Raw genomic sequence first — 25,541 nt, 5'->3', positions numbered from 1 at the left:
TTTTCGTTTTTGCAGTGGCGATAGGTGGGATCGGCGCGCCGGTGTCCAGCTCTTTTGAGCCGGGGCAGAGCGTGCCTTTGCCAGCCGCGATTGCGGTCCAGCCCTTGGCCGCGGACGGGGGCACGGGGCCGGTCAGCTCTCGCCCGGCGTCCGTGGCCGCTGAGCAGCGCCGTCAGCGGCGGCAAATGTGGCTGGAGGGGTACAGGGGCTGATCGCCCTGCCTGTGGCGTTGCAAGGCGGCTCAGGGCGACTGTTTGGTGGGTCTGCTCAGGCGCGCCATTCCGCAAGGGTCAAAACCGGCTCCAGCCCCATCGAACGCATCAGCCCGGCAGAGGCCGTGTTGAAGGGCGCATAGGTGGTTGCAACGACGGTTGCGCCAGCCTGTATTGCACGCGCCTTCACCGCGGCCACCAGCGCCTGGCCGACGCCCATCCGGCGCCAGTTCTTGCGGACGGCGATATGGTGCAGCATGGCGCGGGTCTCCGCTGGACGTACCGGCAGCATGGGGCGTGTTTCGATCTGATACAGTGCGTAGCCCAGCAAGCTGCCCTGCGGGCTTTCTGCCGCCACTGCGGTGACGCTGTCGTCAGCCAGCCAATCCGTCAGCCAGGCTTCGAGATCCGCCTCGGCAGGGGCGGCGGTATGGCGATCGGGCTGGTGGGTGGCGTGCAGGGTGTGCAGGTCCTGCAACAACGGGAGCAGGCGTTTTGCTCCGGCTGGTGGGATTTCGATGAGCTGCATCTGAAATTACTTTCTGACTGTCGCGTTGTTGAAAATAAAAAAAGGGGCGGATCGTTTCAGATCCGCCCCCGCTGTTGTGGATTGTGCCGGTCGCTTATTCGCGATTGCCCAGCAGCTGGAGCAGCATCATGAACATGTTGATGAAGTCCAGATACAGGCTCAGTGCGCCCATGATCGCGGATTTCGCCAGCCACTCCTGGTCGCCCATGTGGGCGTGCTGGATGTACTCGTTCTTGATGCGCTGGGTGTCATAGGCGGTGAGGCCTGCAAAGATCAGCACGCCGATGACCGAGATCGCGAACGCCATGGCCGAGGAAGCCAGGAAGATGTTGACGATCGAGGCCACGATCAGGCCGATCAGACCCATGATCAGGAAGGCACCCATGCCGGACAGGTCCTTCTTGGTGGTGTAGCCGACCAGCGACAGCCCTGCGAAGGCGATCGAGGTGACCAGGAACACCTGCACGATGCTTTCACCGGTGAACACCAGGAAGATCGAGCTGATCGACAGGCCCATCACGGTTGCAAAGGTGTAGAACAGCAGCTGCACGCCGGCTGCCGACATGCGGTTGGCCGCGGCTCCGATGCCGAACACGAAGGCCAGCGGCGCAAACATAATGACCCACTTCAGCGGCGAGGCGTACAGCGCATAGCCGAGGTTGGTCAGGTACTTGTCGCTGCTCAGCTGGGCCACGGCATTGGCCGGATCTGTGGTCACGGCGAGCCCGGAAATGGCCCAGGCGGCCAGGAAGGTGATGAACGTGCCGACGGACATGGTGCCGTAGACTTTGTTCATGTGGGCGCGCAGGCCCTCATCGATCTGCGCGGTGCGGACGCCCGCGGCAGAGCGGATGGTGTCGAATTGTGCCATCTCAGGTGGTCTCCGTAATCTACTCCCTCGCTGCGGGCGCGGGTCCGGGGACACAGGCCGCAGCTTTCCCCGTGAATATCGGGCCTGAAGCGTTGCGGTTCAAGTATTTCCGGTGAGGATTTGCAGGAAAAAACAACAAATACGGGTCACCTTGCGGCGACCCGTATCTGCTTGTGCGTATTGAGGGTGAGGCTGGCAGTCGTGACTCAGCGGTGCCAGTGGTCCGGTGCGTGCCAGAGGCCCCGGCTGGCTTCGGTACGGGCCTCCTCGGCGCTGATGCCGATGTCGTCAAGCTGCGTGGCGTCCAGCTGTGCGAGCTGGCGGCGCTGACGCCAGAGGGCAAACCGCTGCACGATGCGCAGCGACAGGCTGGGCCGGGCGGGCGGGCAGCAGGCGGAAGAGCGGGCAGGGGTGACGGTCGGCATGGCGCGGATCCTTTGGTGTGGGTTTGTGATGCTTACCTTCGGGGCAATCAATTATGTTGATATATATGACGGCTTATGGCACATTTTCAAAACGAATGTTTTTGATGGCAAGCATCAGGTGTTGTGATGGCTAGAAATCTCGATGTGACCACCCTGCGCTCCTTTGTGGCGGTGGCGGACCATGGCGGTGTGACGCGGGCGGCGGGCTTTCTGCACCTGACTCAATCCGCCGTTTCGATGCAGCTGAAGCGGCTGGAGGAGGTGTTGGGGCTGGATCTGCTGGACCGGTCGGGTCGCAGCATCGCGCTCACGGCCTCGGGCGAGCAGCTGCTGGCCTATGCCCGCCGCATGGTGGCGCTGAACGACGAGGTGATCGGGCGGCTCACCGATCAGGCGTTCGAGGGCGAGGTGATCCTCGGCGTGCCGCATGACATCGTCTACCCGGCGATCCCGCAGGTGCTGAAGCGGTTCAACGCCAGTTTTCCGCGGGTCAATGTCAACCTGGTGACCTCCAACACCCGCGAGCTGAAGGACGGGTTTTCCCGCGGCAAGCTGGACCTGATCCTGACGACGGAAACCGGCGAAGAGCCGGGCAGCGAGACAATCCACAAGATGCCGCTGCGCTGGGTCGGCGCTGTCAATGGCTCGGCCTGGCGGCAACAACCGCTGCGGCTGGGGTTCTGTCGGCAGTGCATCTTCCGCGGCGTGGCCACGGCCGCGCTGGATGCGGCCGGGCGGGATTGGGAAATGGCACTGGACAGTGAATCCGACCGCACGGTGGAGGCCACGGTCAGTGCCGATCTGGCGGTGGGGGTCCTGCTGGAGGGCACTCAGCCGCCGCATCAGGAGTTGATCGACCACGGTGGCGCCCTGCCGGAACTGCCGGGCCAGCACATCAACCTATACGGCGGCGACAAGGTGCGCGCGCCCTATGTCGAGGAGCTGGCCGGCTTGATCCGACAGGGCTTCTCCAACCTGCGTTCGGTGCCGCTGCGGGTCGCCAGCTGAGCGGCAGAGCGGGGCGGCGCGGGGTGGCCGCCCGGCTTGTGTTGGTGCGCGTCAGTCGGCGGCGTTCATGGTGATGACGACCTTGCCGGTGGACTTGCGGTCGCGCAGCAGCTCCAGCCCCTCCGCGGCCCGCTCCAGCGGCAGGCAATGGCTGATGTGCGGTTTGATGCGCCCCTCGCCGTGCCAGGCGAACAGCGTCTCGAAGGATTGCCGCACCACCTCGGGGCGGATTTTCATGTAGCCTCCGAGGTAGAAGCCGATCACGGTCAGGTTCTTGACCAGCAGGTGATTGGCGGGGATCTGCGGCACGGCGCCTCCGGCAAAGCCGATCGGCAGCAGCCGCGCGCCGGGATTGGCAGAGCGGAAGGCGGCCTGCCAGACCTCTCCTCCGACCGCGTCATAGACAACGTCGGCACCGCCCAGGGCCTTGACCGCGCTGCGCAAATCCTCACTGGCGTCAATCAGGTGGTCGGCCCCGGCAGCGGCGGCCACTTCCAGCTTGGCGGCGTCACGCGCCTGGGCGATCACTGTGGCGCCCATCAGTTTACCGATCTCCACCGCGGTCAGCCCGACCCCACCCGCGGCGCCGGTTACCAGCAGCGTTTCGCCCGGCTGGAGGCGCGCGCAGTGGTCCAGGGCCATGTGGCTGGTGCCATAGGCGATCTGCATGGCGGCGGCATGTTCAAAACTCATGGTCTCGGGAATGTGGATCACCCGGTCGGCATCGAACACCCCGATTTCCGCAAGACCGCCTGATCCGGCAAAGACAGCCACCCGGTCGCCCGGCGAGAACTCTGCCACCTCCGGCCCGCAGGCGATGACCACGCCCGCCGCTTCCAGCCCAAGGGTGAAGGGCGGCGTCGGCGTGTCCTGATACGTGCCTTTCTGCATCAGCAGGTCCGCGAAGTTCAGCCCGCAGGCGCGCAGGGACACCGCAACCTGGCCGGGACCGGGTTCGGGCGCGGCAAGTGTGGTCAGGGCGGCGCGGTCGTCAAAGCTGTTAACCTGAAAGGCCTGCATGTCGTCTCCTCAGCTTGTGCGGGAATCGAAGCGATTCGCCGGGCTACACTGGGTAGGTATCACAGGGGGCTGCACCTCGCTATTTTTGGGGAGGCGCGGCTTCTACAGTTACTTGTCAATAAAACGTTTGAAAAATGGTATGGGAAATCAACTATTTGAATGTGCGCGTTGCGCACAGGGCGTTTACGGCCTTGCATTCAATCGCAATGGTTGTAGACTTTTTCTTGGAGGTTGAGCTTGGATCGCCCTGATGGGGAACCTTGTTCCGGCGGCATTAGGACGCTGGACGGTCAGGTTTGATGGAAGCGGCGATCCGGGGGTGACCGGATTTACAGTTTTAGGAGAGACGCATGGCTCATCCCGTAGACGTGCATGTGGGAAAGCGCATTCGCCACCGTCGGTGGCTCATTGGCATGACACAGCAGCAGCTTGCCGAACAGGTCGGTATCAAGTTTCAACAAATTCAGAAGTATGAAACCGGTGCGAACCGGGTCAGCGCGTCCCGCCTGTGGGACATCGCAGATACGCTGGACGTCTCCGTCAGCTTCTTCTTCGAGGGTTTGCAGGAAGAGGACAAGGCGGCGTCCGACAAGGTCGCCGTCCCGGAAGATCTGATGGGAGACAAGGAAGCGCTGGATCTGGTGCGGTCCTACTATGCCATCCCTGAAAATCAGCGTCGGCGCCTGTTCGAACTGGCCCGCGTGCTGAGCGACGCAGCCTGATCACCCAGTTGATGACCAGTGACGGGATCATACCCTCGGGTGTCGTCCCGTCCTGAGCATACCGTTTGGCCGCAAACGGTCACGGCACCGGCATAAGCAAGGAGCGGAGCGCTGGCGCGAGCCGGTCATTTTTCCTTGCAATAACGGCCGCCCGGTGGCACCCGTTTGGGCATGACACAGCCCGATATTTCCGATCTCGACGTTGCTCACCGGATGGCAGATGCTGCGCGCACCGCCATCCTGCCACATTTCCGCAGCCGCGGTCTCAACGCTGAAAACAAGTTGGCAGAGGGGTTTGACCCTGTCACCGTCGCCGACCGCGCGGCGGAAGAAGCCATGCGTGCGGTTCTGTCAGAGCTGCGCCCGGAGGATGCGATCCTGGGCGAGGAATTCGGCACGAGGGCAGGGACGTCGGGCCGCACCTGGGTGCTGGATCCGATCGACGGCACCCGTGGCTTTATCAGCGGGACGCCCACATGGGGCGTGTTGATCGCGCTTGGCGACGACAACGGCCCGTTTCTGGGGGTCATCGACCAGCCCTATACCGGCGAACGCTTCTGTGGCGGGCCAGGGACGGCCGTGATGACCGGCCCGTTGGGTGAGCAGCCCCTGCAGACCCGCGCAACGGCCGGGCTGGAGGAGGCCATCCTCTTCACCACCTTCCCCGAGGTCGGCACCCCGGAGGAGCGGGCCGGTTTTGAACGCGTCGCAGCCCGCGTCCGACTGACCCGCTACGGCATGGATTGCTATGCCTATGCCCTGCTGGCGGCGGGGCAGGTGGATCTGGTGATCGAAGCGGGCCTCAACGCCTACGACATCCAGGCCCCCATCGCGGTGATCGAGGCGGCCGGCGGTGTCGTCACCAATTGGCAGGGCGATCCGGTGCACCAAGGCGGCCAGGTGATTGCAGCAGCAAACCCGGACCTGCACCGCGCCGCACTGGAGCGTCTCAACGCCGGTTGACCGGGTTGTAAAGCCCGCGCCAGCGCCTTACATTCGGCACCGGCGCGGTTCTTTCCCGTTTTCCATCGCGCCCCACACATTCCTATGAAGCGGGCTGTCAAAAGGAGTGTGTGATGACGACAGAATTCCTGATTCAAAACGCTGATGCCGTCCTGACCATGGATGAAGCCCGCCGCGTGCTGCATGGCGCCGATGTGCTGGTCCGCGGCGGCCAGATCGCCGCCGTCGGGCAGGGGCTGCAAACCGCGGGGGAGACCGTGTCGGGCCGCGGCTGCGTGGTGACGCCGGGCTTGGTGAACACCCACCACCATCTCTACCAGAACCTGACCCGGGCGGTGCCGGGGGCGCAGGATGCGCTGCTCTTCGGCTGGCTGCAGCGGCTCTATCCGATCTGGGCGCGCTTCACCCCGGACGAGATGTTCGTCTCCGCTCAGCTCGGGCTGGCCGAGCTGGCGCTGTCGGGTTGTACGCTCAGCTCTGACCATCTCTATCTCTACCCCAACGGCGCCCGGCTGGAGGACACCATCCACGCCGCCCACGACATCGGTCTGCGCTTCCACCCGACCCGCGGCGCGATGAGCATCGGCGAAAGCGACGGCGGCCTGCCGCCCGACAGCCTGGTCGAGGACGAGCGCGCCATCCTCGACGACATGATCCGGGTGGTGGACGGCTTCCACGATCCGTCCGAGGGCTCGATGTGCCGCGTGGGTCTTGCGCCCTGTTCGCCGTTTTCGGTCAGCCGGGAACTGATGCGCGATGCGGCGCTGCTGGCACGCGACAAGGGGGTGATGCTGCATACCCACCTGGCCGAGAACGACGAGGACATCGCCTATTCCGAAGCGAAATTCGGCTGTCGCCCCGGTCAATATGCCGAGGAGCTGGGCTGGACCGGCGATGACGTCTGGCACGCCCACTGCGTGAAGCTCGACGCGCAAGAGATTGATCTCTTTGCCAGAACCCGTACCGGGATTGCCCATTGCCCCTGTTCCAACTGTCGTCTGGGCAGCGGCATCGCACCTGTGCGCGCGATGCGCGATGCGGGCGTGCCGGTGGGCCTGGGCGTCGATGGCTCCGCCAGCAACGACATGGCCAGCCTCAGCGCCGAGACACGCCAGGCGATGCTCTTGCAGCGGGTCGCCAACGGTGCGGATGCGATGAGCGCCTACGAGGCGCTGGAGATCGCCACCCGCGGCGGTGCCGATGTGCTGGGCCGCCCGGATTGTGGCCGACTGGAACCGGGCAAGCGGGCTGACATCGCGATCTGGGACACCACCGGCATCGCCTCCAGCGGCAGCTGGGATCCGGCAGCGATGCTGCTGGCGGGGCCGACGCAGGTGAAACACCTGTTTGTCGAAGGAAAGCAGATCATCCGCAGCGGCGAGATCACCACGCTCGACCTGCCGCGCCTGATTGAACGCCACGGCGAGATGGCCCGCGCCCTGGCTTCATCTTTCTGAAAATACTCAAACCGCCGCAGGCGGAGGCGCTTCAGCGCCTCTCCTGCACCCGCCTGCCGCCGATCCAGACCTCGGCAATGGCACGGTCATCGCCCATCATGATGGTCGGGAACACCGCCTCCCACAGGTCTTCGGCGCGGGCGCTGCGCTGTGCGATCGCCGGGGTGGATGCCAGGTCCAGCACCACCAGATCCGCCTCCATGCCGGGGGCGATGTTGCCGATCTTGTCCTGCATCCGCAGCGCCGTGGCCGAGCCCTGGGTCGCCAGCCACAGAAGCTGCGCCGCGTGCAGCGGCGTGCCGCGCAGCTGGCCGACCTCATAGGCCGCGGCCATGGTGCGCAGCATCGAAAAGCTGGAGCCGCCACCGGTATCGGTGGCCAGCCCGATCCGCTGCCCTTCGGCCATCAGCCCGGCCATGTCGAACAGGCCGGAGCCGATGAAGGTATTGGAGGTCGGGCAATGCACCAGCGCCGCACCATATTCGCGCAAGCGATGGCGCTCCCGCTCGGTCAGATGGATGGCGTGGCCATAGAGCCCGCGCGCGCCCAACAGGCCGAACTCCTCGTAGGTATCCAGATAGTCGCGCGCTTGCGGAAACAGCTCCTGCACCCATTCGATCTCGTCGGTCTGCTCGCTCAGATGGGTCTGCATCAGGCAGCTGGGGTGCTCGGCCCACAGCGCGCCCAAGGCCTCCAGCTGCTCTGGCGTCGAGGTGGGCGAGAACCGCGGCGTGATGGCGTATTCCAACCGGTCGACCCGGTGCCAGCGGGCAATCAGCGCCGCCGAGTCGTCATGGGCGGATTGCGCGGTGTCGCGCAGGCCGGGGGGCGCGTTGCGGTCCATGCAGGTCTTGCCCGCAACCACCCGCTGGCCGCGGGCCTGCGCGGCGGAGAAAAACGCATCGACGCTTTCGGGATGGATGGTGCAGTAGCTGCACACGGTGGTGGTGCCATGGGCGGTGGTCAGATCCAGGTAGCGGGCGGCGATCTCATCCGCATAGGCGCGGTCGCCAAAGCGCTCCTCCTCGGGGAAGGTGTAGCTGTTCAGCCAGTCGATCAGCCGCTTGCCCCAGCTGGCGATGATCGCCGTCTGCGGGTAATGCACATGGGCATCGACAAAGCCGGCCAGGATCAGCCGCGCGCCATGGTCGGCGACCTCGGCCTGCGGCATCTGGGCACGCAGCTCTGCCAGCGGGCCAACCGCGGCCACCTGGCCGTCGCGCAGCGCCACCGCCTCTGCAATCCGGCAGGCATCCTCGGGCCGACCCGCGTCAAATGGCGAGCGCTCAAAGCTCAAAACCTGTCCTTTCAGGATCATTTCCGCGCCCATCTGTTTAGCCCTTTCTTGCCAAATTGGCCATGGCAGGTTACCCGGCACACAAGCCCCGGTAAATTATGCCACGGACATTGTTTTCCGGTAACCGCTTCTTCTATTTTGCAGATATTCACAAGAGTTCTGGGGGTGCCAGATGAGCAGCGGCGACAACATCACCGGCGAAACGCCCGCCGAGGACGCCTATGAGCTGGACCGTCAGCTGGTTTCCCAGGTCCTGGAGGCGGTGGAGCAGGGCGATCAACAGCAGTTGACGGAGCTGCTGGAGCACCTGCACGCGGCCGATATCGCCGACCTTCTGGAGCAGGTCGACTCAGCCGAGCGGGCCCGGTTGATCCGCCTCTATGACCGCGAGTTCGACGGCGAGATCCTGTCGGAACTGGATGAAAGCATCCGCGAAGAGGTGATCGGCATGCTCGCCCCCGCCGTGCTGGCAGAGGCGGTGCGCGAGCTGGAAAGCGACGATGTGGTCGACCTGCTCGAAGATCTCGAGGAGCCCCAGCAGGAGGCCATCCTCGAAGTGCTGGAGGTTGCCGACCGGGTTGCCGTTGAGCAGTCGCTGAGCTTCCCGGAGAACTCCGCGGGTCGCCTGATGCAGCGCGCGGTGGTGATGGCGCCGGAGCATTGGAACGTCGGGCAGGCGATTGATTTCATGCGCGAATCCGACGACCTGCCGGAGCAGTTCTACCATGTGGTGCTGGTCGATCCGCGCACCCACCCGGTGGGCAATGTCACCCTGGGCCGGATCATGGGCTCCAAGCGCGACGTGCCGCTTGCCGATCTTCTGGAGGACACCTTCCAGGTCATCCCGGCGGATCAGGACGAGGAAGACGTCGCCTATGCCTTCAACCAGTACCACCTGATCTCGGCCCCGGTGGTCGATGGCGAGGGGCGGCTGGTCGGGGTCATCACCATCGATGACGCCATGGCGGTGCTGGACGAGGAACACGAGGAGGACATCCTGCGCCTTGCCGGCGTGGGCGAGGAAAGCTCGCTGGCCGACAAGGTGGTGGAGACCACCAAGCGTCGTTTCCCCTGGCTGGCGGTGAACCTGGTCACCGCGGTGCTGGCCTCGCTGGTGATCGCCCAGTTCGAGGCGGCGATTGCCCAAGTGGTGGCGCTGGCGGTCCTGATGCCGATCGTCGCCTCGATGGGCGGCAATGCCGGCACCCAGTCGCTGACCGTGGCGGTGCGCGCCATGGCCACCCGCGACCTCACCGGATCGAACGTCTGGCGGGTGATCCGGCGTGAGGTGCTGGTGGGCCTGGTCAACGGGCTGATCTTTGCGCTGGTGATGGGGGTGGTCGGGCTGGTCTGGTTCGGCTCGCCCGCGCTGGGCGGCGTGATCGCCGTCGCGATGGTGGTCAATATGGTCGTCGCGGGGCTGGCGGGCACGGTGATCCCGGTTCTACTGGAGAAGATCGGAATTGACCCGGCCCTGGCCTCGGGCGCCTTCGTCACCACGGTGACCGATGTGGTGGGCTTCTTTGCCTTCCTCGGCCTGGCCGCCGCCGTCTTGCTGTAGGAGCGCGCAATGACCACCCCCGCTGATCTCACTGAAATCAAGGCCGCCGCCCGCAAGGCGGCCTTTGCCCGCCGCAAGGCCGCGTTCGAGCGCAACATCCCCGGCGCGGCGGGGCGCCTGTCGGAGGTTCTGGCGGGATATCGGGGCGTGCCCTTGTCGGGCTTCCTGCCGATCCGCACCGAGATCGACCCGCGCCCCGCCATGGCCGAAGCCGCAGCGCACGGACCGGTCGGAGTGCCGGTTATCCTCGGGGCAGGGCAGCCGCTGAAGTTCAGCCGCTGGCAACCGGACGGACCGCTGCGCGATGGCCCCTTCGGCGCGATGGTGCCCGAGGTCGATGACTTCTTCGAGCCGGAGATCCTGGTGGTGCCGCTGGTTGCCTTTGATGCCAATGGCGGACGACTGGGCTATGGCGGCGGTTTCTATGACCGCACGCTGGAACTGTTGCGCAGCAAGCGTGCGACCCTCGCGATCGGCTTTGCCTTCGACGCGCAGGAGGCCGAAGACCTGCCGCTGGAGCCGACCGACCAGCCGCTTGACATTGTGGTCACCGAAAGCCGCGTCCTGCAGTTTGACCGCTGATCTCCCCACCGGGCTGCCTGCGCCGGTCCGGTTCACGGTAAAAAACTGTGGCAAAACCATCCTGAATGGTTTTGCTCGGCCGTCGCGGCCCTTGTTCCGCGGTCGGCTTCAGCGTACCAACCCGACATGCGAATTCTGTTTCTTGGCGATGTGATGGGCCGCGCCGGGCGCCGCGCCATCACCGAAACCCTGCCGCGTCTGCGTGAGGAATGGCGGCTCGATTTTGTAGTGGTGAACGGCGAAAACGCCTCCAATGGCATGGGGCTGAGCGGTGAACACGCAAAGCTGCTGCTGGATGCGGGCGTCGACTGCCTGACGCTCGGCGATCATGCCTTCGACCAGAAGGACATGCTGCAGTTCATCGAGAAGGAGCCGCGCCTCATCCGGCCTCTGAACTTTGCCAAGGGCGCGCCGGGCCGTGGCTATCGGCTGTTTGACGCCCCCGGAGGGCGCAAGGTGCTGGTGCTGCAGGTGCTTGGGCAGGTGTTCATGAAACGGGCCTTTGACGACCCGTTCGGGGCGGTCGAGGCGGTGCTGAAATCACACCCCCGGGGCGGGCTGGCGCAGGCGATCATCGTTGATGTGCATTGCGAAGCGACTTCCGAGAAGATGGCCATGGGCCACTTCTGCAATGGTCGTGCGTCGCTGGTGGTGGGCACCCATACGCATGTGCCGACGGCGGATGCGCAGATCCTCTCCGAAGGGACGGGCTACCTGACGGATGCGGGCATGTGCGGTGACTACAATTCGGTCATCGGCATGGACAAGGCCGAGCCGATGCGCCGCTTCCTGACCGGCATGCCGAAGGCGCGCTTCACCCCGGCCAATGGCGAGGCGACCTTGTCCGGTGTGTTTGTCGAGACCGATGACCGCACCGGCGCGGCCAAGCAGATTCGCATGGTGCGCAACGGTGGGCTGCTGCAGGAGGCGACCCCCTGATCGCCGCCTGGCGGATCAGCGGACCGGATTTGCGCCGCTGCCGCCGCTTCTGTCCTGCAGGGGTAAGGAAATCTTGAAAAAGATCCTCAATACCAGCACTTGGCTGCGTGGCATGCTGATGACCTTGCTCCGCCACCCGGTTTCGGGGAAACTGCGCAACGGTGCGCGTGGTCGCGGCGCGGGCGCCGACAACAAAATGGGCATAGTCACGGTAGATGCAACTTTTCCTCTCTGGTGATTCCGGCAGCGCCGTGGTGGCGATTGTGATCGTCCTGGCCATGTTCCTGGCCTTCCTGCGTGAGACCTACCCGACAGAGGTGGTTGCGATGACCGGTGTGGCGGCGATGCTGGCAACCGGGGTGCTGCCCTACGACCAGGCGCTGCCGGTGCTGTCCAACCCGGCGCCCTGGACCATTGCTGCCATGTTCATCATCATGGGCGCACTGGTGCGCACCGGGGCGCTTGATGCCTTCACGCAAATTGCCAAGCGCAAGGCCGAGGTCAGCCCGCGGCTGGCGGTGGCGCTGCTGATGGCTTTCGTGGTGGCGGCTTCGGCCGTGGTGTCCAACACGCCGGTGGTGGTGGTGATGATCCCGGTGTTCATCCAGATCGCCCGTACCTTGAATGTCTCTGCCTCCAAGATGTTGATTCCGCTGAGCTACGCGGCGATCCTCGGGGGCACGCTGACGCTGATCGGGACCTCCACCAACCTGCTGGTGGATGGTGTGGCGCGCGCGCAGGGGCTGGCGCCCTTCACCATCTTCGAGGTGACCCCGCTGGGGTTGATCCTGGTGGCCTACGGCATGGTCTACCTGCGGTTTGTCGCGCCACGGCTGCTGCCCGAGCGCGACAGCATGGCCGCGATGCTCAGTGACAAGTCGAAGATGAAATTCTTCACCGAGGCGGTGATCCCGCCGGACAGCAACCTGATTGGCCGCGAAGTGACCGGCGTGCAGCTGTTCAAGCGCCCCGGTGTGCGTCTGATCGACGTGATCCGTGGCGACGAGTCGCTGCGCCGCAACCTGAAAGGGGTCGAGTTGCAGGTTGGCGACCGGGTGGTGCTGCGCACCAAGATGACCGAATTGCTGAGCCTGCAATCCAACAAGGAACTCAAGCGCGTCGACCAGGTGTCCGCGGTGGAGACCCAGACCGTCGAGGTGCTGATCACGCCGGGCTGCCGCATGGTGGGTCGCAGCCTCGGGGCGATGCGCCTGCGGCGCCGTTACGGCGTCTACACGCTGGCGGTGCACCGACGTAACCAGAACATCGGCGTGCAACTCGACGACCTGGTGGTGCGGGTCGGCGACACCCTGCTGCTGGAGGGCGCGCCCGCCGACATTCAGCGGCTGGCTTCGGACATGGATCTGGCCGATGTGTCGCAACCGACCCAGCGCGCCTACCGCCGCAGCCATGCGCCGATTGCGATGGTGGCGCTGCTGTCCATCGTGATCCTGGCGGCCTTCGGCGTCGCGCCGATCCTGATGCTCTCGCTGTTCGCCGTGACGCTGGTCTTCATCACCCGCTGCATCGACGCGGATGAGGCGTTCTCCTTCATCGACGGAAGGCTCCTTGCCCTGATCTTTTCGATGCTGGCCATCGGGGCGGCGCTGGAAAGCTCCGGCGCGGTCAGCCTGATTGTCAACGCCCTTGCCCCCGGCTTGTCGATGCTGCCGCCGTTCCTGCTGGTCTGGGCGGTCTACCTGCTGACCTCGATCCTGACTGAGCTGGTTTCTAACAACGCCGTTGCCGTGGTGGTGACGCCGATTGCCATCGGCCTTGCGCAGGCGATGGGGGTGGATCCCCGGCCGCTGGTGGTGGCGGTCATGGTCGCGGCCTCGGCCAGTTTTGCCACGCCGATCGGCTACCAGACCAACATGCTGGTCTATGGTCCCGGTGGTTACAAGTTCACCGACTTCCTGCGTGTCGGCATCCCGCTGAACCTCACCGTGGGCCTGCTGGCCTCGCTGCTGATCCCCTTCATCTGGCCGCTCTGAGCAGGCCTTCGGCAGGGCGACGGAACTTTCTGCGCCCCGGCGCGTTGAGCTGCAAAGCAAGATACGTACAGGGACGCGGCAGTGAATTTCAGGAATATCTTTTTGGTTACCGTTCTGGTGGGCTCAACGGCGATCGCCTTGGGCTCGCGGGCGTTGCAGGTCGAGAGCGTCGAGGCCGGCCAGCCCGCCGCAACAACGCCGCAACCGTTCTGGACTTGGGTGTCTGCTCTCAACCTTGGCGATGGCCGCGTGCACGTGGCGCATAGGTTCGCTGACAGGTTGGCTCACAAGGGCCAGAACAGCAGGATCGCCGGGATCGACACGGCGATGACCAGCACTTCCAGCGGCAGACCCATGCGCCAGTAATCCCCAAACCGATAGCCCCCCGGACCCAGCACCAGCGTGTTGTTCTTGTGCCCGATGGGGGTCAGGAACGCGGCCGAGGCCGCCACCGCCACCGCCATCAGGAAAGGATCGGGCGAGACCCCCAGGGTATCAGCCATCTGGATCGCCACCGGGGCCGCGACAATCGCCGTGGCCGTATTGTTCAGCACATCCGACAGGGTCATCGTGACCACCATCAGCACCGCCAGTACGGCCCAGGCTGGCAGGCCCGCGGTCAGCCCGGTCAGCGCGTTGGCGATCAGCAGCGTGCCCCCCGAGGTCTCCAAGGCTGCGCCCAGCGGGATCATCGAGCCCAGCAGCACCACCACGGGCCACTCCACATGATCATAGATCTCCGCCACCGGCAGGATTTTCAGCAGCACGTAGCCAATGGCCACCAGCCCCAGCGCCACCGGCAGATACAGCAGCCCGACCGAGGCGGCCAGCACGGCGGCACCAAACAGGCCGATCGCGGCCCAGGTCTTGTCGTTGGCCGTCACCGACAGCCCGCGTTCGGCCAGTGGCAGGCAGCCCAGCCACTCGGTGACGTCGCTGCTGCGCCCGCGTGGGCACAAGAGCAGCAGGATGTCGCCCGCCTCGATCTGGCTTTGGCGGACATGGCGGGTCAGCCGCTTGCCCTGCCGCGAAATACCCAGAAGCACCGCGTTCTGACGCCAGGCCAGCCCGATCGACTGGGCGCTGCGGCCATTTATGCGGGCGGTTTCCGGCACCACCAGCTCGACCAGCTCCAGGCCTTCGCCCGCGGCCGTCAGCTTTTCCTGCCGGGCGGCATCGGCGAAATCCAGTTTCAGCGCGCTGCGAAACTCGTCCAGCGCTTCCGGTTCGGCCTCAATGACCAGCGCATCCCCCGCCCGCAGGGTGGCCGCCGCCGCCCGTCCGTACTGCCGCTTGCCGTCGCGGATCAGCCCCAGGATGGCGACATCCGCCTTTTCGGCCTCCTCGTCCAGGGTGCCCAGTCGCTGACCGATCAGTTCGGACTCGGCGCCGACCGTGAGCTCGGCGATATAGGGGGCGAGCTGCGCTTCGGTGGCGCCGGCCGCATTCTGCCGCTCCGGGATCAGCCGCCAGCCCACCAGCGCCACAAAGGCCAGACCGGCAATCGCCGCCGTGGCCCCGACGGGCGCAAAATCGAACATGCGGAAGGGCGCGCCCAGCTGTTCCTCGCGGATGGTGGCGATGATGATGTTGGGCGGGGTGCCGATCAACGTCACCATGCCGCCCAGGATGGTGGCAAAGGACAGCGGCATCAGGCTCAACCCCGGGGCGCGCCCGGCCTTGCGGGCGGTCTGGATGTCCACCGGCATCAACAGCGCCAGCGCCGCCACGTTGTTCATGAAGGCCGACAGCACCGCGCCAACGCCGCCCATCAGTGCGATATGGGCGCCAAGGCCCCTGGCGCTGTCCACCAGCGTGCGGGTGATCAGGAACACCGCGCCCGAGCGCACCAGCCCGGCAGAGACGATCAGCACCAGCGCCACCACCAGTGTCGCCGGGTGGCCAAAGCCCGAGAAAGCCTCAGCCGCGGGCACCACCCCCAGCACCACACCGACCATCAGCGCCGCAAAGGCCACGAGGTCATAGCGCCAGCGCCCCCAGATCAGCAGGGCAAAGACAGCGGCAAAAAGGGCGAAGAGAACGGCTTGATCGAATGTCATTCCGCCACCTTAGCCGCTCCGCGTGTGCCGACAAGGGCTGTGACGCTTGAAAGCAGGGCGAGGCACGGGCTATATGAGCGCCAATTCTGATATTCAGCAGCAAGGATGCACCATGGCAGGCCACTCTAAATGGGCAAACATTCAGCACCGCAAGGGCCGTCAGGACGCGGCGCGGTCCAAATTGTTTTCCAAACTGGCCAAGGAGATCACCGTGGCCGCCAAGATGGGCGACCCGGACCCGGAAAAGAACCCGCGTCTGCGCCTGGCGGTGAAAGAAGCCAAGAGCCAGTCGGTGCCCAAGGACGTGATCGAACGTGCGATCAAGAAGTCCCAGGGCGGCGACGCCGAGAACTACGATGAGATCCGCTACGAAGGCTACGGGCCCAACGGTGTTGCGGTGATCGTTGAGACGATGACCGACAACAAGAACCGCACCGCCTCGAACGTGCGCTCCACCTTCTCCAAGAACGGCGGCAATCTCGGCGAGACCGGCTCTGTCGGGTTTATGTTCGAACGCAAGGGCGAGGTGACCTATCCCGCCTCGGTGGGCGATGCCGACACCGTGATGATGGCAGCGATCGAAGCCGGGGCCGAGGATGTCGAAAGCTCCGAGGACGGCCACATCATCTATTGCACCGACACCGACCTCAACGAGGTGGCAAACGCGCTGGAGGCCGAGCTGGGTGAATCTGAATCGACCAAGCTGGTCTGGAAGCCCACCACCACCACCGAGCTGGACCTTGAAGGCATGCAAAAGCTGATGAAGCTGGTCGAAGCGCTGGAAGATGACGACGACGTGCAGCGCGTCACCACCAACTTCGAGGCCTCCGACGAGGTGATGGCGCAGCTTTGATCCGTGCCCGCGATTGACGAGACCCAAAGGCAGCCCCGGTGGCTGCCTTTTTCATTTCAGGGCGCGTGAGGAGCGCGGCACAAGCAGGCTGTCGCGCCAAGGGGCCCGCTGACCTGCCAAGGAGCAGGACGATCAGGTGAGATATCCAGCGAGCCACCGCCTCGCGTCAGCGACCGCTCTGCGTCACCACCCCCGCCGCCAGCAGCTCGGCCAGGGTCGGTCGCCACAGGCTGCGATGATCGGTTGCCAAGGCCCGGCGCGCGAAGTCCGCGTGGATGCCTTGCTGTTGCAGAAATTCCAGATCCCGCTGCTGCTCGGCGATCAGGTTCACCTGCGGCAGCCCGCCCGGAAACATCAGGCCATAGCCGTGAAACCCCAGCGCGCCGTCCGGGGCCAGTCGGCGGCTGTGCCCGGCCGCAAAGATCAGCGTGCAGGCCGATGCGCACAGCCCGGCGGCTTCGGTTTCCAGCCGGTATTGCGCGATCAGCCGGGCGGTGCCGCGCGCTTCGTAGATCAGCCCGCCCGCGCTGGACAGTTGCAGGCGGCGCAGATCGGGGGCGGCGGCCAACTGCGCCTCGATGCGGCGGGTCAGCCCGTGGGTGATCTCGCCCTCCAGCACCAGCGTGCTGCCATCCTCGGACAGGGTCAGCCGGTACAAGGCCTCACGTTTCTGGCGGCGTTGTTCGGCATAGGGCAGGGCGGCTTCTTCCCGGGTGCTCAGCAGAGCCTCCCACCACAGCACCGGCGCGGCAAAGATCGCCAGAAGCACCAGCAGATAGCTGCCCCAGACCGGGGCCATCGCGCCGGTGCTGGCCACATGGGCATCGGTTCCGCGCAGCACCGCGCGGGCCTGCCACAACAACAGCAGCGCGTCGGCGGCGATCAGCGCCAGCACCAGCCCCTTGGGCAGGGCCAGCCAATGCGCCGCCGCCAGCCATCCGATCACCACCGCCGCCCGAGGCAGCAGCAACTGCCGGAGCAGGCAGCGCGACAGGGAGACGGCCGGGGCGCTCATCGCTGCCGCCCGCCGCCGCAGTCGCGGCACGCCGCTGTCTTACGGGCGGCCCCGGGCGATCGGCTCTGGCCGCTGCCCGCCGTGATGCTCTGGCCGTGATTTCCTGTTGGGATGGCACTCCCTCCCGTGGTGCTGCCTCCGGCCTCAGGTCGCGGCCAGATGCTGTCGCGCCGAAGTCTGCACCGCGCGGGTCAGGTCGGCAAGGGCCGGTGCCATCACCCGCGCCACCTGCCAGGTCAGCGGGACCGGCAGGGTGGTGTCTGCGATCAGCGGCACCAGTCGGCCGTCCTGCATGTCCCGGCGCACCATCTCCAGCGGGTTCATCCCCCAACCCAACCCCGCCGCTGCCGCATCGATGAAGGCCTGGGTCGAGGGCAGGAAATGGGCGGGCGGAGACAGCCCGGCGGCCACGTTCCGCTCCAGCCACAGCTGTTGCAGATTGTCCTTGGCGTTGAAGATCAGGCAGGGTGCCCGCGCTGCGGTCTCGGCGGTCACCCCCGCAGCGAACCAGCGCGCCATGAAGGCGGGGCTGGCGGTGGCGACATATTCCAACGCGCCCAGCGGATAGGCCTCAAAGCCGGTCACCGGTCGGGTGCTGGCGGTGACCGCTGCCGAAACCTCGCCGCGGCGCAGCCAGTCGGCGCTGTGGTCCTGGTCGTCCACCACCAGGTCGAACAGCACGCCCTCCACCGCCGCCATCGCGTCGATGAACCAGCTGGCCAGGCTGTCGGCATTGACCGCCACCCGCAGCCGGACCGGGTCCGTGCCGCCTTCCAGGGCCAGTTCGCGCGCCAGCTGTGCCTCCAGCAGGCCGATGTCCTCGGCGTGTTTGGCAATCCTCCGCCCCGCCGCGGTGCCGCTGCAGGGGGTGCCCCGGTGCACCAGCGTGGTGCCGATCCGCTCCTCCAGCGCCTTGATCCGCTGCGAGATCGCCGAAGGTGTCACCGACAGCGCCCGCGCCGCGGCGTCGAACGATCCGAGGCGCAGGACCGTGCTCAGCGCCGCCAGCTGGCTGGGATCCATCTGCATTAGCGTTCCTAATCTGGCCTAAGTTTCTTTAACTGGATTAATCAGCGCGCGCCGGTTAGTCAAATCCCGCGACAACACAGGAGCCCGCCATGCCGCCCAGCCTTTTTGCCGGATTTGCCCTTGGTCTCAGCCTCATCATGGCGATCGGGGCTCAGAACGCCTTCGTGCTGCGACAGGGGCTGCGCCGCCAGCATGTGTTCTGGATCTGCCTGACTTGTGCCGGGTCTGACGCGGTGCTGATTACCGCCGGCGTCCTTGGCTTCGGCTCCCTGGCGCTGGCGCTGCCGTGGTTTGAAACCGCGATGCGGCTGGGCGGCGCGGCTTTCCTGATCTGGTACGGTGCCCGCGCCCTGCGTGCCGCCTGGCGCGGTGGCGCGGCGCTGGAGGCCGAGGGGGAGGGGACTGGCACCGCGCTCTGGCCGGTGCTGGCCACGGTGCTGGCGCTGACCTGGCTGAACCCGCATGTCTATCTCGACACGGTGGTTCTGCTTGGCTCGATCTCGGCGCAATATCCGCAACCCCTGGTCTTTGCCGCCGGGGCGGCCATCGCCAGCTTCACCTTCTTCTTCACGCTGGGCTACGGCGCCAGCCTACTGGCCCCGGTTTTTGCCCGCCCGCGCGCCTGGCAGGTTCTGGATGCTGTTGTCGGCCTCACCATGTGGGCGATTGCGCTCAAGCTTCTGCTGATGTGAATGCTGCACCGGGCGGCGTCAGGCGCGGCTGCAAACTATTTCACATGTGAAGTCTTGATCCTCTGCCCGTTTGGGTGTTCTCTGCCCGCATGAGCCAGACAGCTATTCCCTCCGCCACGGTCCAGAACCCTCTCAGAGGTGTGTTCTGGATGGTCGTGACTGGGCTGTGCTTCGTGGCGGTGACGGCATTGGTCAAATATCTGGGCGACCGCATTCCCCCGGCCCAAAGCGCCTTTCTGCGCTATCTGCTGGGGCTGGTGTTCCTGATCCCCATGGTTGGCGCGCTGCGGCGGGCGCAGCTGACGCCGCGGCTTTGGATGCTGTTCGCCGGGCGCGGCGTGGTGCATACCGCCGGGGTGATCCTTTGGTTCTTTGCCATGACCCAGATCCCGCTGGCCGAGGTGACGGCGATGAACTACCTGTCGCCGGTCTATGTGACGCTGGGGGCGGCGCTGTTCCTGGGCGAGAAGCTGGCCTTCCGCCGCATCTCCGCGATCGCGGTGGCACTGGTCGGCGCGGTGATCATCCTGCGGCCGGGCTTTCGCGAGATTTCGCCCGGCCATATCGCCATGCTGTTCACCGCGATCACCTTTGGGGCTTCCTACCTGATTGCCAAGTTTACCGTCGGCAGCAACAGCCCCGCCGTTGTGGTGGCGATGCTGTCGGTCTTTGTCACCATCGGCCTTGCGCCCTTTGCGCTGGCGGTCTGGGTGACACCGACACTGCCGGAGCTGGGCCTGCTGTTCCTGGTCGCCTGTTTCGCCACCGCGGGCCATTACACCATGACGCTGGCCTTTGCCGCTGCGCCGGTGGCGGTGACGCAGCCGGTCACCTTTTTGCAGCTGGTCTGGGCGACGCTGCTGGGGGCGCTGGTGTTTGGCGAGCCTGCCGACATCTGGGTGGTGTCCGGCGGTGGCCTGATCCTAGCGGCGGTCAGCTTCATCGCGTGGCGCGAGGCGGTGATGAAGAAACGCGCCCAGGCCAGTATCGCCAACCCGCCCGCCGCCTGAGCAGAGCCTGACGCGGCGGCCCGTGGTTCAGGCGGTCGTCACCAGGTCGACAACCCGATGCGCCGCGGCACGGGCGGCCGCCGGGTCGAGCGGTGTCTCCGACTGCGCGGCCTGCAACCAGACCCCATCCATGTAGGATTGCAACGCCTGGCGCGCGGTTTCGATCTGGGTGTCCGGCAGCAGCGCGCGCAGCTCGGCCAGGAAATGGCTGCGCACCCGGGCACGGTTGATTCGATGCAACCGGCTGAGACGCGGCGAATAGGGCGCATTGGCCCAGAACTGCATCCAGATGCTGCATTGCGGCACCGTGTAGAGCCCGTCGGAGAAGTTGGCATCCATCACCGCGTAGAGCCGTTCCCGAGGCGTGTTCGCGGTGGCATAGCCCTCGACCATGGCCTGCCGCAATTTGCCCAGAAGATGGCGCATCGTTGCTTCCATCAGCCCTTCCTTGGAGCCGAAGTAATAGTTGATCGAGGCTGCTGACGCCCCCGCTTCGCGCGCGATTTCCGCCATCGTAACAACACCATAGCCGCGCTTGTGCACGGCGATGATGGTGGCTTCGATCAGCTCTTCGTTGCGGATGTCGCGGATACGTTTTCTGCTCATGTCAACCTTGTGCGGCAAAAGGGGTCTTGTTTCAACTGCTGTTCCGTCAGTCAGAAACTTGAATGGTCATTTAAAAAATCATTGGGCCGTTCATCTGTCTGTGATATGTCACCTTTCAATGACAAGGGGCGCGAACTGCCCCGCAATGGGAGGTCTATATGACGACAATCATCTCGTTCGGGATCCTGCTGGCCTTTGCGCTGGTGGCATTCTGCGTGATCAAATGGTGGAACGTGCGCAATGTCGGCGTGACACCGGTTCACCTTTTCACCTTCATCGCCATCCTGTTCACCTCCGGTCTGGACGTGGGGCTGATCATGTTCCCGCTGGCGTGGGATTTCCCGCTTTATGCGGACACCGCGGCGGAACCGGCCTATGGTTTCACCAACCCGCTGGCGTTGGAGTTCGGCTTCTGGGGCTTCCTGATCTGGGGCTTCTACTTCCTGACGACGTTCTATTTCTGCGTGATCGAGCCGCGGGTGAAGTTCTTTGAAATCCCGCTGGTCAAGCTGCTGAACAACATCGTCATCGTCGGCACCTGCGCCTTCACCGGCGCGCTGTTCCTGATCTATCTGCCCTATTACGCCACCTTCATGGGCGACGGCGAGACGGTGATCCCGGCGTTCTACCTCATCACCTTCCTGGTGATCCTGTTTGCCGCCTTCTCCTCGACCGACATCAAATACGTGCGCATTCTGTCGCTGGGCTCCACCGCGCTGTTCGCGGCGCTGATCCTGGGCATGTGGGCCTATGCCGGCATGGGGCTGGGCGAATTCGCCGACACCGCCTCCAACATCGGCGGCTACTTCGCCAACATTCACAAGTTCATCCTGCCGCTGACCGACTATCACGAGTTCTACCTGTTCTGGTGGTTCGCCTGGTCGATCATGATCGGTCAGTTCACCGCGCGCTTTGTCGGCGGGCTGAAGACCTGGCAGGTGCTGGCGTCGCTCTTGGTGTTCCCCTCGATCCCGCTGGCGGTGTGGTTCTCGGTTCTCTACTACTACCACCTCAACAGCATCGAGACGACGCTGCTCATCAACGTCTCCATGGTGGCCGTGGGCATCATCTTCGTGGTCAACTCGTTTGACTCGCTGATCCGCCTTTACACCGACAACCTCAACCTGACCGTCAAGCGCTTTGGCCTGCTGCCCTATGTCCTTGGCAACTCGGTTGTGCTGTTCGGTCTTACCGTCGCCTTCCAGAGCCAATGGCTGCAGATCCAGTGGATCGGCACCGTGGTGATCGGCATCTACGTCGCCTGCCTTGGCTATATCGTGCTGTTCAAGCGCCGCGAGGTCATGGCGATCACTTCGTCGCCGGAGGAAAACACCCTCGACTTTGAAAAGATCAAACTGGCCCACTGATGCCATTCACTTTGGCCGCCCCCCTGTCTCCCCGATAACGGGGGCGGCCTTCACTGCCTGGCAGCGCCTTCGGGCCTGCCGGGCGCCTTTACAGAAACTGCCCGGTTTGAGAGGTCCGCAATGCGTGCTCCGAATATCCTGATCCTGATGGTCGACCAGCTGAACGGAACCCTGTTCCCCGACGGTCCCGCCGATTGGCTGCACGCGCCGAACCTGAAAAAGCTGGCGGCGCGCTCGGCCCGCTTTGCCAATGCCTATACCGCGTCGCCGCTCTGCGCGCCGGGCCGGGCCTCCTTCATGTCGGGGCAGCTGCCGTCGCGCACCGGCGTCTACGACAATGCCGCCGAATTCCGTTCCGATATTCCCACCTACGCGCACCACCTGCGCCGCGCGGGCTATTACACCTGCCTCAGCGGCAAAATGCATTTCGTCGGCCCCGACCAGCTGCACGGGTTTGAGGACCGTCTGACCACCGACATCTACCCGGCCGACTTCGGCTGGACGCCGGATTACCGCAAACCGGGTGAGCGCATCGACTGGTGGTATCACAACATGGGCTCGGTCACCGGGGCAGGGGTGGCGGAAACCTCCAACCAGATGGAATACGATGACGAGGTCGCCTACAACGCCACCGCCAAGCTCTATGAGCTGTCGCGCGGGCTGGACGACCGCCCGTGGGCGCTGACCGTCAGCTTCACCCACCCGCATGATCCCTACGTGGCGCGCCGCAAGTACTGGGATCTTTACGAGGATTGCGAGCACCTGCTGCCGCAGGTCCCGGCGATGGATTACGAAGAGCACGACAACCATTCCAAGCGCATTTTTGACGCCAACGACTGGCGCAGCTTCGACATCACCGAAGACCATATCAAACGCGCCCGCCGCGCCTATTTCGCAAATATCTCCTACCTCGACGACAAGATCGGCGAGATCCTGAATGTGCTGGAAACCACCCGGCAGGAGGCGATCATCCTGTTCGTCTCCGACCATGGCGACATGCTGGGCGAGCGCGGCCTCTGGTTCAAGATGAGCTTCTTCGAGGGTTCCTCCCGCGTGCCGCTGATGATCTCCGCCCCCGATCTGCCCGCCGGGCGCATCGACACGCCGGTGTCGACCATCGACGTCACCCCGACACTGGGCGCGCTGGCAGGCGTCGACATGAGCGAGATCGAACCCTGGACCGATGGCCACAACCTCGTGCCATTGGCGCAAGGGGCAGAGCGCAGCGACCCCGTCGCCATGGAATACGCGGCCGAGGCGTCCTACGCGCCGCTGGTCTCCCTGCGCTACGGCAAGTGGAAGTACAACCGTTGCGCGCTGGACCCCGATCAGCTGTTCGATCTGGACGCCGACCCGCACGAGCTCACCAACCTCGCAGAGGATCCGGCCCATGCCGGGACCCTGCAAACCCTGCGCGCCAAGTCCGAGGCCCGCTGGAACCTGGAAACCTTCGACGCAGAGGTGCGCGCCAGCCAGGCCCGCCGCTGGGTCGTCTACGAGGCGCTGCGCCAGGGCGGCTACTACCCCTGGGACTACCAGCCGCTGCAGAAGGCCTCGGAGCGCTACATGCGCAACCACATGGATCTCAACACGCTGGAGGAAAGCAAACGCTTTCCACGCGGCGAATAACCTTAGCAACCGTTCAGCATCTCCCCCTGCTGAAGACCCCCGCTGGAGACACACAACATGACACATCCCGCACAGCCCAAGGCCAGCCACTTCATCAACGGCGAATATGTCGAAGACACTGCCGGCACCCCGATCCCGGTGATCTACGCCGCGACGGGTGAGCAGATCGCCACCGTCTACGCCGCAACGCCCGCCATTGTTGAGCAGGCGCTGTCCACCGCCAAGGAAGCGCAAAAGGCATGGGCCAAGATGACCGGCACCGAACGCGGCCGCATCCTGCGCCGCGCCGCAGACATCATGCGCGAACGCAACCACGAGCTGTCGGTGCTGGAAACCTATGACACCGGCAAACCGCTGCAGGAAACCCTCGTCGCTGACGCGACCTCCGGCGCCGATGCGCTCGAATACTTCGGTGGTCTCGCAGGCTCGCTGACCGGCGAGCACATTCCGATGGGCGAGGACTGGGTCTACACGGTGCGCGAGGCACTGGGCCTGTGTGTGGGCATCGGCGCCTGGAACTACCCGACCCAGATCGCCTGTTGGAAAGGCGCCCCGGCGCTGGCCTGCGGCAACTCGATGGTGTTCAAACCCTCCGAGACCACGCCGCTCTGCGCCCTGAAAGTGGCCGAGATCCTGCATGAGGCCGGGCTGCCTGCGGGTCTCTACAACGTGGTGCAGGGCATGGGCGAGGTCGGCAGCGCGCTGGTCACCGACCCGCGCGTCGACAAGGTCTCGCTGACCGGCTCGGTGCCGACCGGCAAGAAGGTCTATGCCGCCGCTGCAGCCGGCATGAAGCATGTCACCATGGAGCTGGGCGGCAAGTCGCCGCTGATCATCTTCGATGACGCCGACATCGACAACGCGGTCGGCGGGGCCATCAACGGCAACTTCTACTCCTCCGGCCAGGTCTGTTCGAACGGCACCCGCGTGTTCGTCCAGAAAGGCATCAAGGAAAAATTCCTCGCCCGCCTGGCCGAGCGCACCGGCAACGCCGTGCTGGGCGATCCGCAGGACGAGGCCACCAACTTTGGCCCGATGGTGTCCGAGAACCAGATGAACATCGTGCTCGGCTACATCGAGAAGGGCAAAGCGGAAGGCGCGCGCCTGATCTGCGGCGGCAAGCGTGCCGACATGCCGGGCTTCTACATTGAACCCACCGTCTTTGCCGACGTGACCGACGACATGACCATCGCCCGCGAGGAAATCTTTGGCCCGGTCATGTCTGTTCTCGACTTCGACACCGAGGAAGAGGTGATCGCCCGCGCCAATGACACCGAATACGGCCTGTCCGCGGGGGTGTTCACCAACGACTTCACCCGCGCGCACCGGGTGATCGGCCAGCTGGAGGCGGGCAGCTGCTTCATCAACTCCTACAACGACGCCCCGGTTGAGGCGCCGTTTGGCGGTGTGAAGGCTTCTGGCGTCGGTCGCGAGAACTCGAAAGAGGCGATCAAGCACTTCAGCCAGGTGAAATCCGTCTACGTCCGCATGGGCGACGTCGAAGCCGCCTTCTGATTGCCCTTTTGGGCAACGCCCACCCACCCGCCCCGTTGCCCAAAAGGGCAAGAGGGAAGGGTTTGCCGAGAGGTCGCTGAGGGCGCTTTGCGTCCTCAGCAGACCACAACAACGATGAGGCAGATTCGGGATGCCTCAAGGACAAGCCGCGCCAGGGCGCGGTGCCGAAGGCATCCTTGACCCAC

General features: G+C 65.0%; 24 protein-coding genes. 15 read left to right on the top strand and 9 right to left on the bottom strand.

Annotation, left to right across the window (positions count from 1 at the left end; genetic code table 11):
* Positions 1-267 precede the first annotated feature (267 nt).
* From AB9K35_RS14335 to AB9K35_RS14325, 3 genes are all read right to left on the bottom strand, one after another.
* Entirely contained in the window at positions 268-741 is a 474-nt protein-coding gene (locus AB9K35_RS14335) for an N-acetyltransferase family protein (protein WP_369927085.1), read from the bottom strand.
* A gap of 94 nt (positions 742-835) precedes the next feature.
* Complete coding sequence (locus AB9K35_RS14330) at positions 836-1,612, bottom strand: Bax inhibitor-1/YccA family protein (protein WP_222453983.1); 777 nt, start codon at positions 1,610-1,612, stop codon at positions 836-838.
* Positions 1,613-1,818: 206 nt separating this feature from the next.
* Entirely contained in the window at positions 1,819-2,037 is a 219-nt protein-coding gene (locus AB9K35_RS14325) for a DUF1127 domain-containing protein (RefSeq protein WP_369927082.1), read from the bottom strand.
* Positions 2,038-2,163: 126 nt separating this feature from the next.
* On the opposite strand from AB9K35_RS14325, the gene AB9K35_RS14320 reads away from it, so the two are divergent.
* Positions 2,164-3,045, top strand: coding sequence for a LysR family transcriptional regulator (locus AB9K35_RS14320; RefSeq protein WP_222453981.1), 882 nt, complete (start codon positions 2,164-2,166; stop codon positions 3,043-3,045).
* A 51-nt stretch (positions 3,046-3,096) separates the two neighbouring features.
* Here AB9K35_RS14320 and AB9K35_RS14315 read toward each other — a convergent pair whose 3' ends face one another.
* Entirely contained in the window at positions 3,097-4,065 is a 969-nt protein-coding gene (locus AB9K35_RS14315) for an NADPH:quinone oxidoreductase family protein (protein WP_369927080.1), read from the bottom strand.
* Between the two features lie 350 nt (positions 4,066-4,415).
* On the opposite strand from AB9K35_RS14315, the gene AB9K35_RS14310 reads away from it, so the two are divergent.
* From AB9K35_RS14310 to AB9K35_RS14300, 3 genes are all read left to right on the top strand, one after another.
* Positions 4,416-4,787, top strand: a complete 372-nt coding sequence (locus AB9K35_RS14310) for a helix-turn-helix transcriptional regulator (protein ID WP_222453979.1) — start codon at positions 4,416-4,418, stop codon at positions 4,785-4,787.
* Positions 4,788-4,958: 171 nt separating this feature from the next.
* Entirely contained in the window at positions 4,959-5,750 is a 792-nt protein-coding gene (gene hisN, locus AB9K35_RS14305; RefSeq protein ID WP_369927077.1) for a histidinol-phosphatase, read from the top strand.
* 113 nt (positions 5,751-5,863) lie between these two features.
* Positions 5,864-7,207: an 8-oxoguanine deaminase gene (locus AB9K35_RS14300; protein WP_369927075.1), complete on the top strand. Its 1,344-nt coding sequence runs from the start codon at positions 5,864-5,866 to the stop codon at positions 7,205-7,207.
* A gap of 31 nt (positions 7,208-7,238) precedes the next feature.
* Here AB9K35_RS14300 and guaD read toward each other — a convergent pair whose 3' ends face one another.
* The gene (guaD, locus tag AB9K35_RS14295) at positions 7,239-8,537 is read right to left on the bottom strand and encodes a guanine deaminase (protein WP_369927073.1); all 1,299 of its coding nucleotides are present in this window, start codon (positions 8,535-8,537) and stop codon (positions 7,239-7,241) included.
* A gap of 139 nt (positions 8,538-8,676) precedes the next feature.
* On the opposite strand from guaD, the gene mgtE reads away from it, so the two are divergent.
* The 5 genes from mgtE to AB9K35_RS14270 all read left to right on the top strand — a co-directional run bounded on the left by mgtE (position 8,677) and on the right by AB9K35_RS14270 (position 13,580).
* On the top strand, positions 8,677-10,065 hold the full coding sequence (mgtE, locus tag AB9K35_RS14290; protein WP_369927071.1) for a magnesium transporter: 1,389 nt from the start codon (positions 8,677-8,679) through the stop codon (positions 10,063-10,065).
* Positions 10,066-10,074: 9 nt separating this feature from the next.
* Entirely contained in the window at positions 10,075-10,647 is a 573-nt protein-coding gene (locus AB9K35_RS14285) for a 5-formyltetrahydrofolate cyclo-ligase (RefSeq protein WP_369927069.1), read from the top strand.
* A gap of 126 nt (positions 10,648-10,773) precedes the next feature.
* Positions 10,774-11,586 (top strand): TIGR00282 family metallophosphoesterase, encoded by an 813-nt coding sequence (locus AB9K35_RS14280; protein WP_369927067.1) that lies wholly within the window; start codon positions 10,774-10,776, stop codon positions 11,584-11,586.
* Between the two features lie 73 nt (positions 11,587-11,659).
* Complete coding sequence (locus AB9K35_RS14275) at positions 11,660-11,824, top strand: hypothetical protein (RefSeq protein ID WP_222453972.1); 165 nt, start codon at positions 11,660-11,662, stop codon at positions 11,822-11,824.
* Positions 11,802-13,580, top strand: a complete 1,779-nt coding sequence (locus AB9K35_RS14270) for an SLC13 family permease (protein ID WP_369927064.1) — start codon at positions 11,802-11,804, stop codon at positions 13,578-13,580. The genes AB9K35_RS14275 and AB9K35_RS14270 overlap by 23 nt, the downstream gene beginning before the upstream one ends.
* 284 nt (positions 13,581-13,864) lie before the next feature.
* On the opposite strand, the gene AB9K35_RS14265 is transcribed toward AB9K35_RS14270, so the two are convergent.
* Positions 13,865-15,640 carry an SLC13 family permease gene (locus tag AB9K35_RS14265; RefSeq protein WP_369927062.1) on the bottom strand — a complete coding sequence of 592 codons (1,776 nt, stop codon included), beginning with the start codon at positions 15,638-15,640 and terminating at the stop codon, positions 13,865-13,867.
* Positions 15,641-15,752: 112 nt separating this feature from the next.
* Between AB9K35_RS14265 and AB9K35_RS14260 the strand changes: the two genes are divergently transcribed.
* Positions 15,753-16,493 carry a YebC/PmpR family DNA-binding transcriptional regulator gene (locus tag AB9K35_RS14260; RefSeq protein ID WP_222453969.1) on the top strand — a complete coding sequence of 247 codons (741 nt, stop codon included), beginning with the start codon at positions 15,753-15,755 and terminating at the stop codon, positions 16,491-16,493.
* Between the two features lie 166 nt (positions 16,494-16,659).
* Here AB9K35_RS14260 and AB9K35_RS14255 read toward each other — a convergent pair whose 3' ends face one another.
* Both AB9K35_RS14255 and AB9K35_RS14250 read right to left on the bottom strand, forming a co-directional pair.
* Complete coding sequence (locus AB9K35_RS14255; RefSeq protein WP_369927060.1) at positions 16,660-17,508, bottom strand: hypothetical protein; 849 nt, start codon at positions 17,506-17,508, stop codon at positions 16,660-16,662.
* 144 nt (positions 17,509-17,652) lie between these two features.
* Positions 17,653-18,537 (bottom strand): LysR family transcriptional regulator ArgP, encoded by an 885-nt coding sequence (locus tag AB9K35_RS14250; RefSeq protein ID WP_369927058.1) that lies wholly within the window; start codon positions 18,535-18,537, stop codon positions 17,653-17,655.
* Positions 18,538-18,626: 89 nt separating this feature from the next.
* Here AB9K35_RS14250 and AB9K35_RS14245 point away from each other — a divergent pair, with 89 nt between their 5' ends.
* Both AB9K35_RS14245 and AB9K35_RS14240 read left to right on the top strand, forming a co-directional pair.
* Entirely contained in the window at positions 18,627-19,229 is a 603-nt protein-coding gene (locus AB9K35_RS14245; protein ID WP_222453966.1) for a LysE/ArgO family amino acid transporter, read from the top strand.
* A gap of 89 nt (positions 19,230-19,318) precedes the next feature.
* On the top strand, positions 19,319-20,239 hold the full coding sequence (locus AB9K35_RS14240) for a DMT family transporter (protein WP_222453965.1): 921 nt from the start codon (positions 19,319-19,321) through the stop codon (positions 20,237-20,239).
* Positions 20,240-20,266: 27 nt separating this feature from the next.
* Here AB9K35_RS14240 and betI read toward each other — a convergent pair whose 3' ends face one another.
* Positions 20,267-20,845 (bottom strand): transcriptional regulator BetI, encoded by a 579-nt coding sequence (gene betI, locus AB9K35_RS14235; protein ID WP_369927055.1) that lies wholly within the window; start codon positions 20,843-20,845, stop codon positions 20,267-20,269.
* A gap of 158 nt (positions 20,846-21,003) precedes the next feature.
* On the opposite strand from betI, the gene AB9K35_RS14230 reads away from it, so the two are divergent.
* The 3 genes from AB9K35_RS14230 to betB all read left to right on the top strand — a co-directional run bounded on the left by AB9K35_RS14230 (position 21,004) and on the right by betB (position 25,356).
* On the top strand, positions 21,004-22,212 hold the full coding sequence (locus tag AB9K35_RS14230; protein WP_369927053.1) for a BCCT family transporter: 1,209 nt from the start codon (positions 21,004-21,006) through the stop codon (positions 22,210-22,212).
* A gap of 120 nt (positions 22,213-22,332) precedes the next feature.
* The gene (betC, locus tag AB9K35_RS14225) at positions 22,333-23,841 is read left to right on the top strand and encodes a choline-sulfatase (protein WP_369927051.1); all 1,509 of its coding nucleotides are present in this window, start codon (positions 22,333-22,335) and stop codon (positions 23,839-23,841) included.
* A gap of 57 nt (positions 23,842-23,898) precedes the next feature.
* Entirely contained in the window at positions 23,899-25,356 is a 1,458-nt protein-coding gene (betB, locus tag AB9K35_RS14220) for a betaine-aldehyde dehydrogenase (protein ID WP_222453961.1), read from the top strand.
* Positions 25,357-25,541 lie beyond the last annotated feature (185 nt).

This window comes from Leisingera sp. XS_AS12, assembly GCF_041224635.1.
Lineage (GTDB): Bacteria > Pseudomonadota > Alphaproteobacteria > Rhodobacterales > Rhodobacteraceae > Leisingera.
This window is presented reverse-complemented; position numbering and strand designations above follow the sequence as displayed.

Coding starts and splice junctions, on each gene's coding strand:
- AB9K35_RS14310 (WP_222453979.1), top strand. CDS start 4,416: ATGGCTCATCCCGTAGACGTGCATGTGGGAAAGCGCATTCGCCACCGT.
- AB9K35_RS14260 (WP_222453969.1), top strand. CDS start 15,753: ATGGCAGGCCACTCTAAATGGGCAAACATTCAGCACCGCAAGGGCCGT.
- AB9K35_RS14320 (WP_222453981.1), top strand. CDS start 2,164: ATGGCTAGAAATCTCGATGTGACCACCCTGCGCTCCTTTGTGGCGGTG.
- mgtE (WP_369927071.1), top strand. CDS start 8,677: ATGAGCAGCGGCGACAACATCACCGGCGAAACGCCCGCCGAGGACGCC.
- AB9K35_RS14245 (WP_222453966.1), top strand. CDS start 18,627: ATGCCGCCCAGCCTTTTTGCCGGATTTGCCCTTGGTCTCAGCCTCATC.
- AB9K35_RS14280 (WP_369927067.1), top strand. CDS start 10,774: ATGCGAATTCTGTTTCTTGGCGATGTGATGGGCCGCGCCGGGCGCCGC.
- AB9K35_RS14315 (WP_369927080.1), bottom strand. CDS start 4,065: ATGCAGGCCTTTCAGGTTAACAGCTTTGACGACCGCGCCGCCCTGACC.
- hisN (WP_369927077.1), top strand. CDS start 4,959: ATGACACAGCCCGATATTTCCGATCTCGACGTTGCTCACCGGATGGCA.
- AB9K35_RS14330 (WP_222453983.1), bottom strand. CDS start 1,612: ATGGCACAATTCGACACCATCCGCTCTGCCGCGGGCGTCCGCACCGCG.
- AB9K35_RS14240 (WP_222453965.1), top strand. CDS start 19,319: ATGAGCCAGACAGCTATTCCCTCCGCCACGGTCCAGAACCCTCTCAGA.
- AB9K35_RS14300 (WP_369927075.1), top strand. CDS start 5,864: ATGACGACAGAATTCCTGATTCAAAACGCTGATGCCGTCCTGACCATG.
- AB9K35_RS14230 (WP_369927053.1), top strand. CDS start 21,004: ATGACGACAATCATCTCGTTCGGGATCCTGCTGGCCTTTGCGCTGGTG.
- betB (WP_222453961.1), top strand. CDS start 23,899: ATGACACATCCCGCACAGCCCAAGGCCAGCCACTTCATCAACGGCGAA.
- guaD (WP_369927073.1), bottom strand. CDS start 8,537: ATGGGCGCGGAAATGATCCTGAAAGGACAGGTTTTGAGCTTTGAGCGC.
- betC (WP_369927051.1), top strand. CDS start 22,333: ATGCGTGCTCCGAATATCCTGATCCTGATGGTCGACCAGCTGAACGGA.
- betI (WP_369927055.1), bottom strand. CDS start 20,845: ATGAGCAGAAAACGTATCCGCGACATCCGCAACGAAGAGCTGATCGAA.
- AB9K35_RS14250 (WP_369927058.1), bottom strand. CDS start 18,537: ATGCAGATGGATCCCAGCCAGCTGGCGGCGCTGAGCACGGTCCTGCGC.
- AB9K35_RS14335 (WP_369927085.1), bottom strand. CDS start 741: ATGCAGCTCATCGAAATCCCACCAGCCGGAGCAAAACGCCTGCTCCCG.
- AB9K35_RS14270 (WP_369927064.1), top strand. CDS start 11,802: ATGCAACTTTTCCTCTCTGGTGATTCCGGCAGCGCCGTGGTGGCGATT.
- AB9K35_RS14255 (WP_369927060.1), bottom strand. CDS start 17,508: ATGAGCGCCCCGGCCGTCTCCCTGTCGCGCTGCCTGCTCCGGCAGTTG.
- AB9K35_RS14285 (WP_369927069.1), top strand. CDS start 10,075: ATGACCACCCCCGCTGATCTCACTGAAATCAAGGCCGCCGCCCGCAAG.
- AB9K35_RS14265 (WP_369927062.1), bottom strand. CDS start 15,640: ATGACATTCGATCAAGCCGTTCTCTTCGCCCTTTTTGCCGCTGTCTTT.
- AB9K35_RS14325 (WP_369927082.1), bottom strand. CDS start 2,037: ATGCCGACCGTCACCCCTGCCCGCTCTTCCGCCTGCTGCCCGCCCGCC.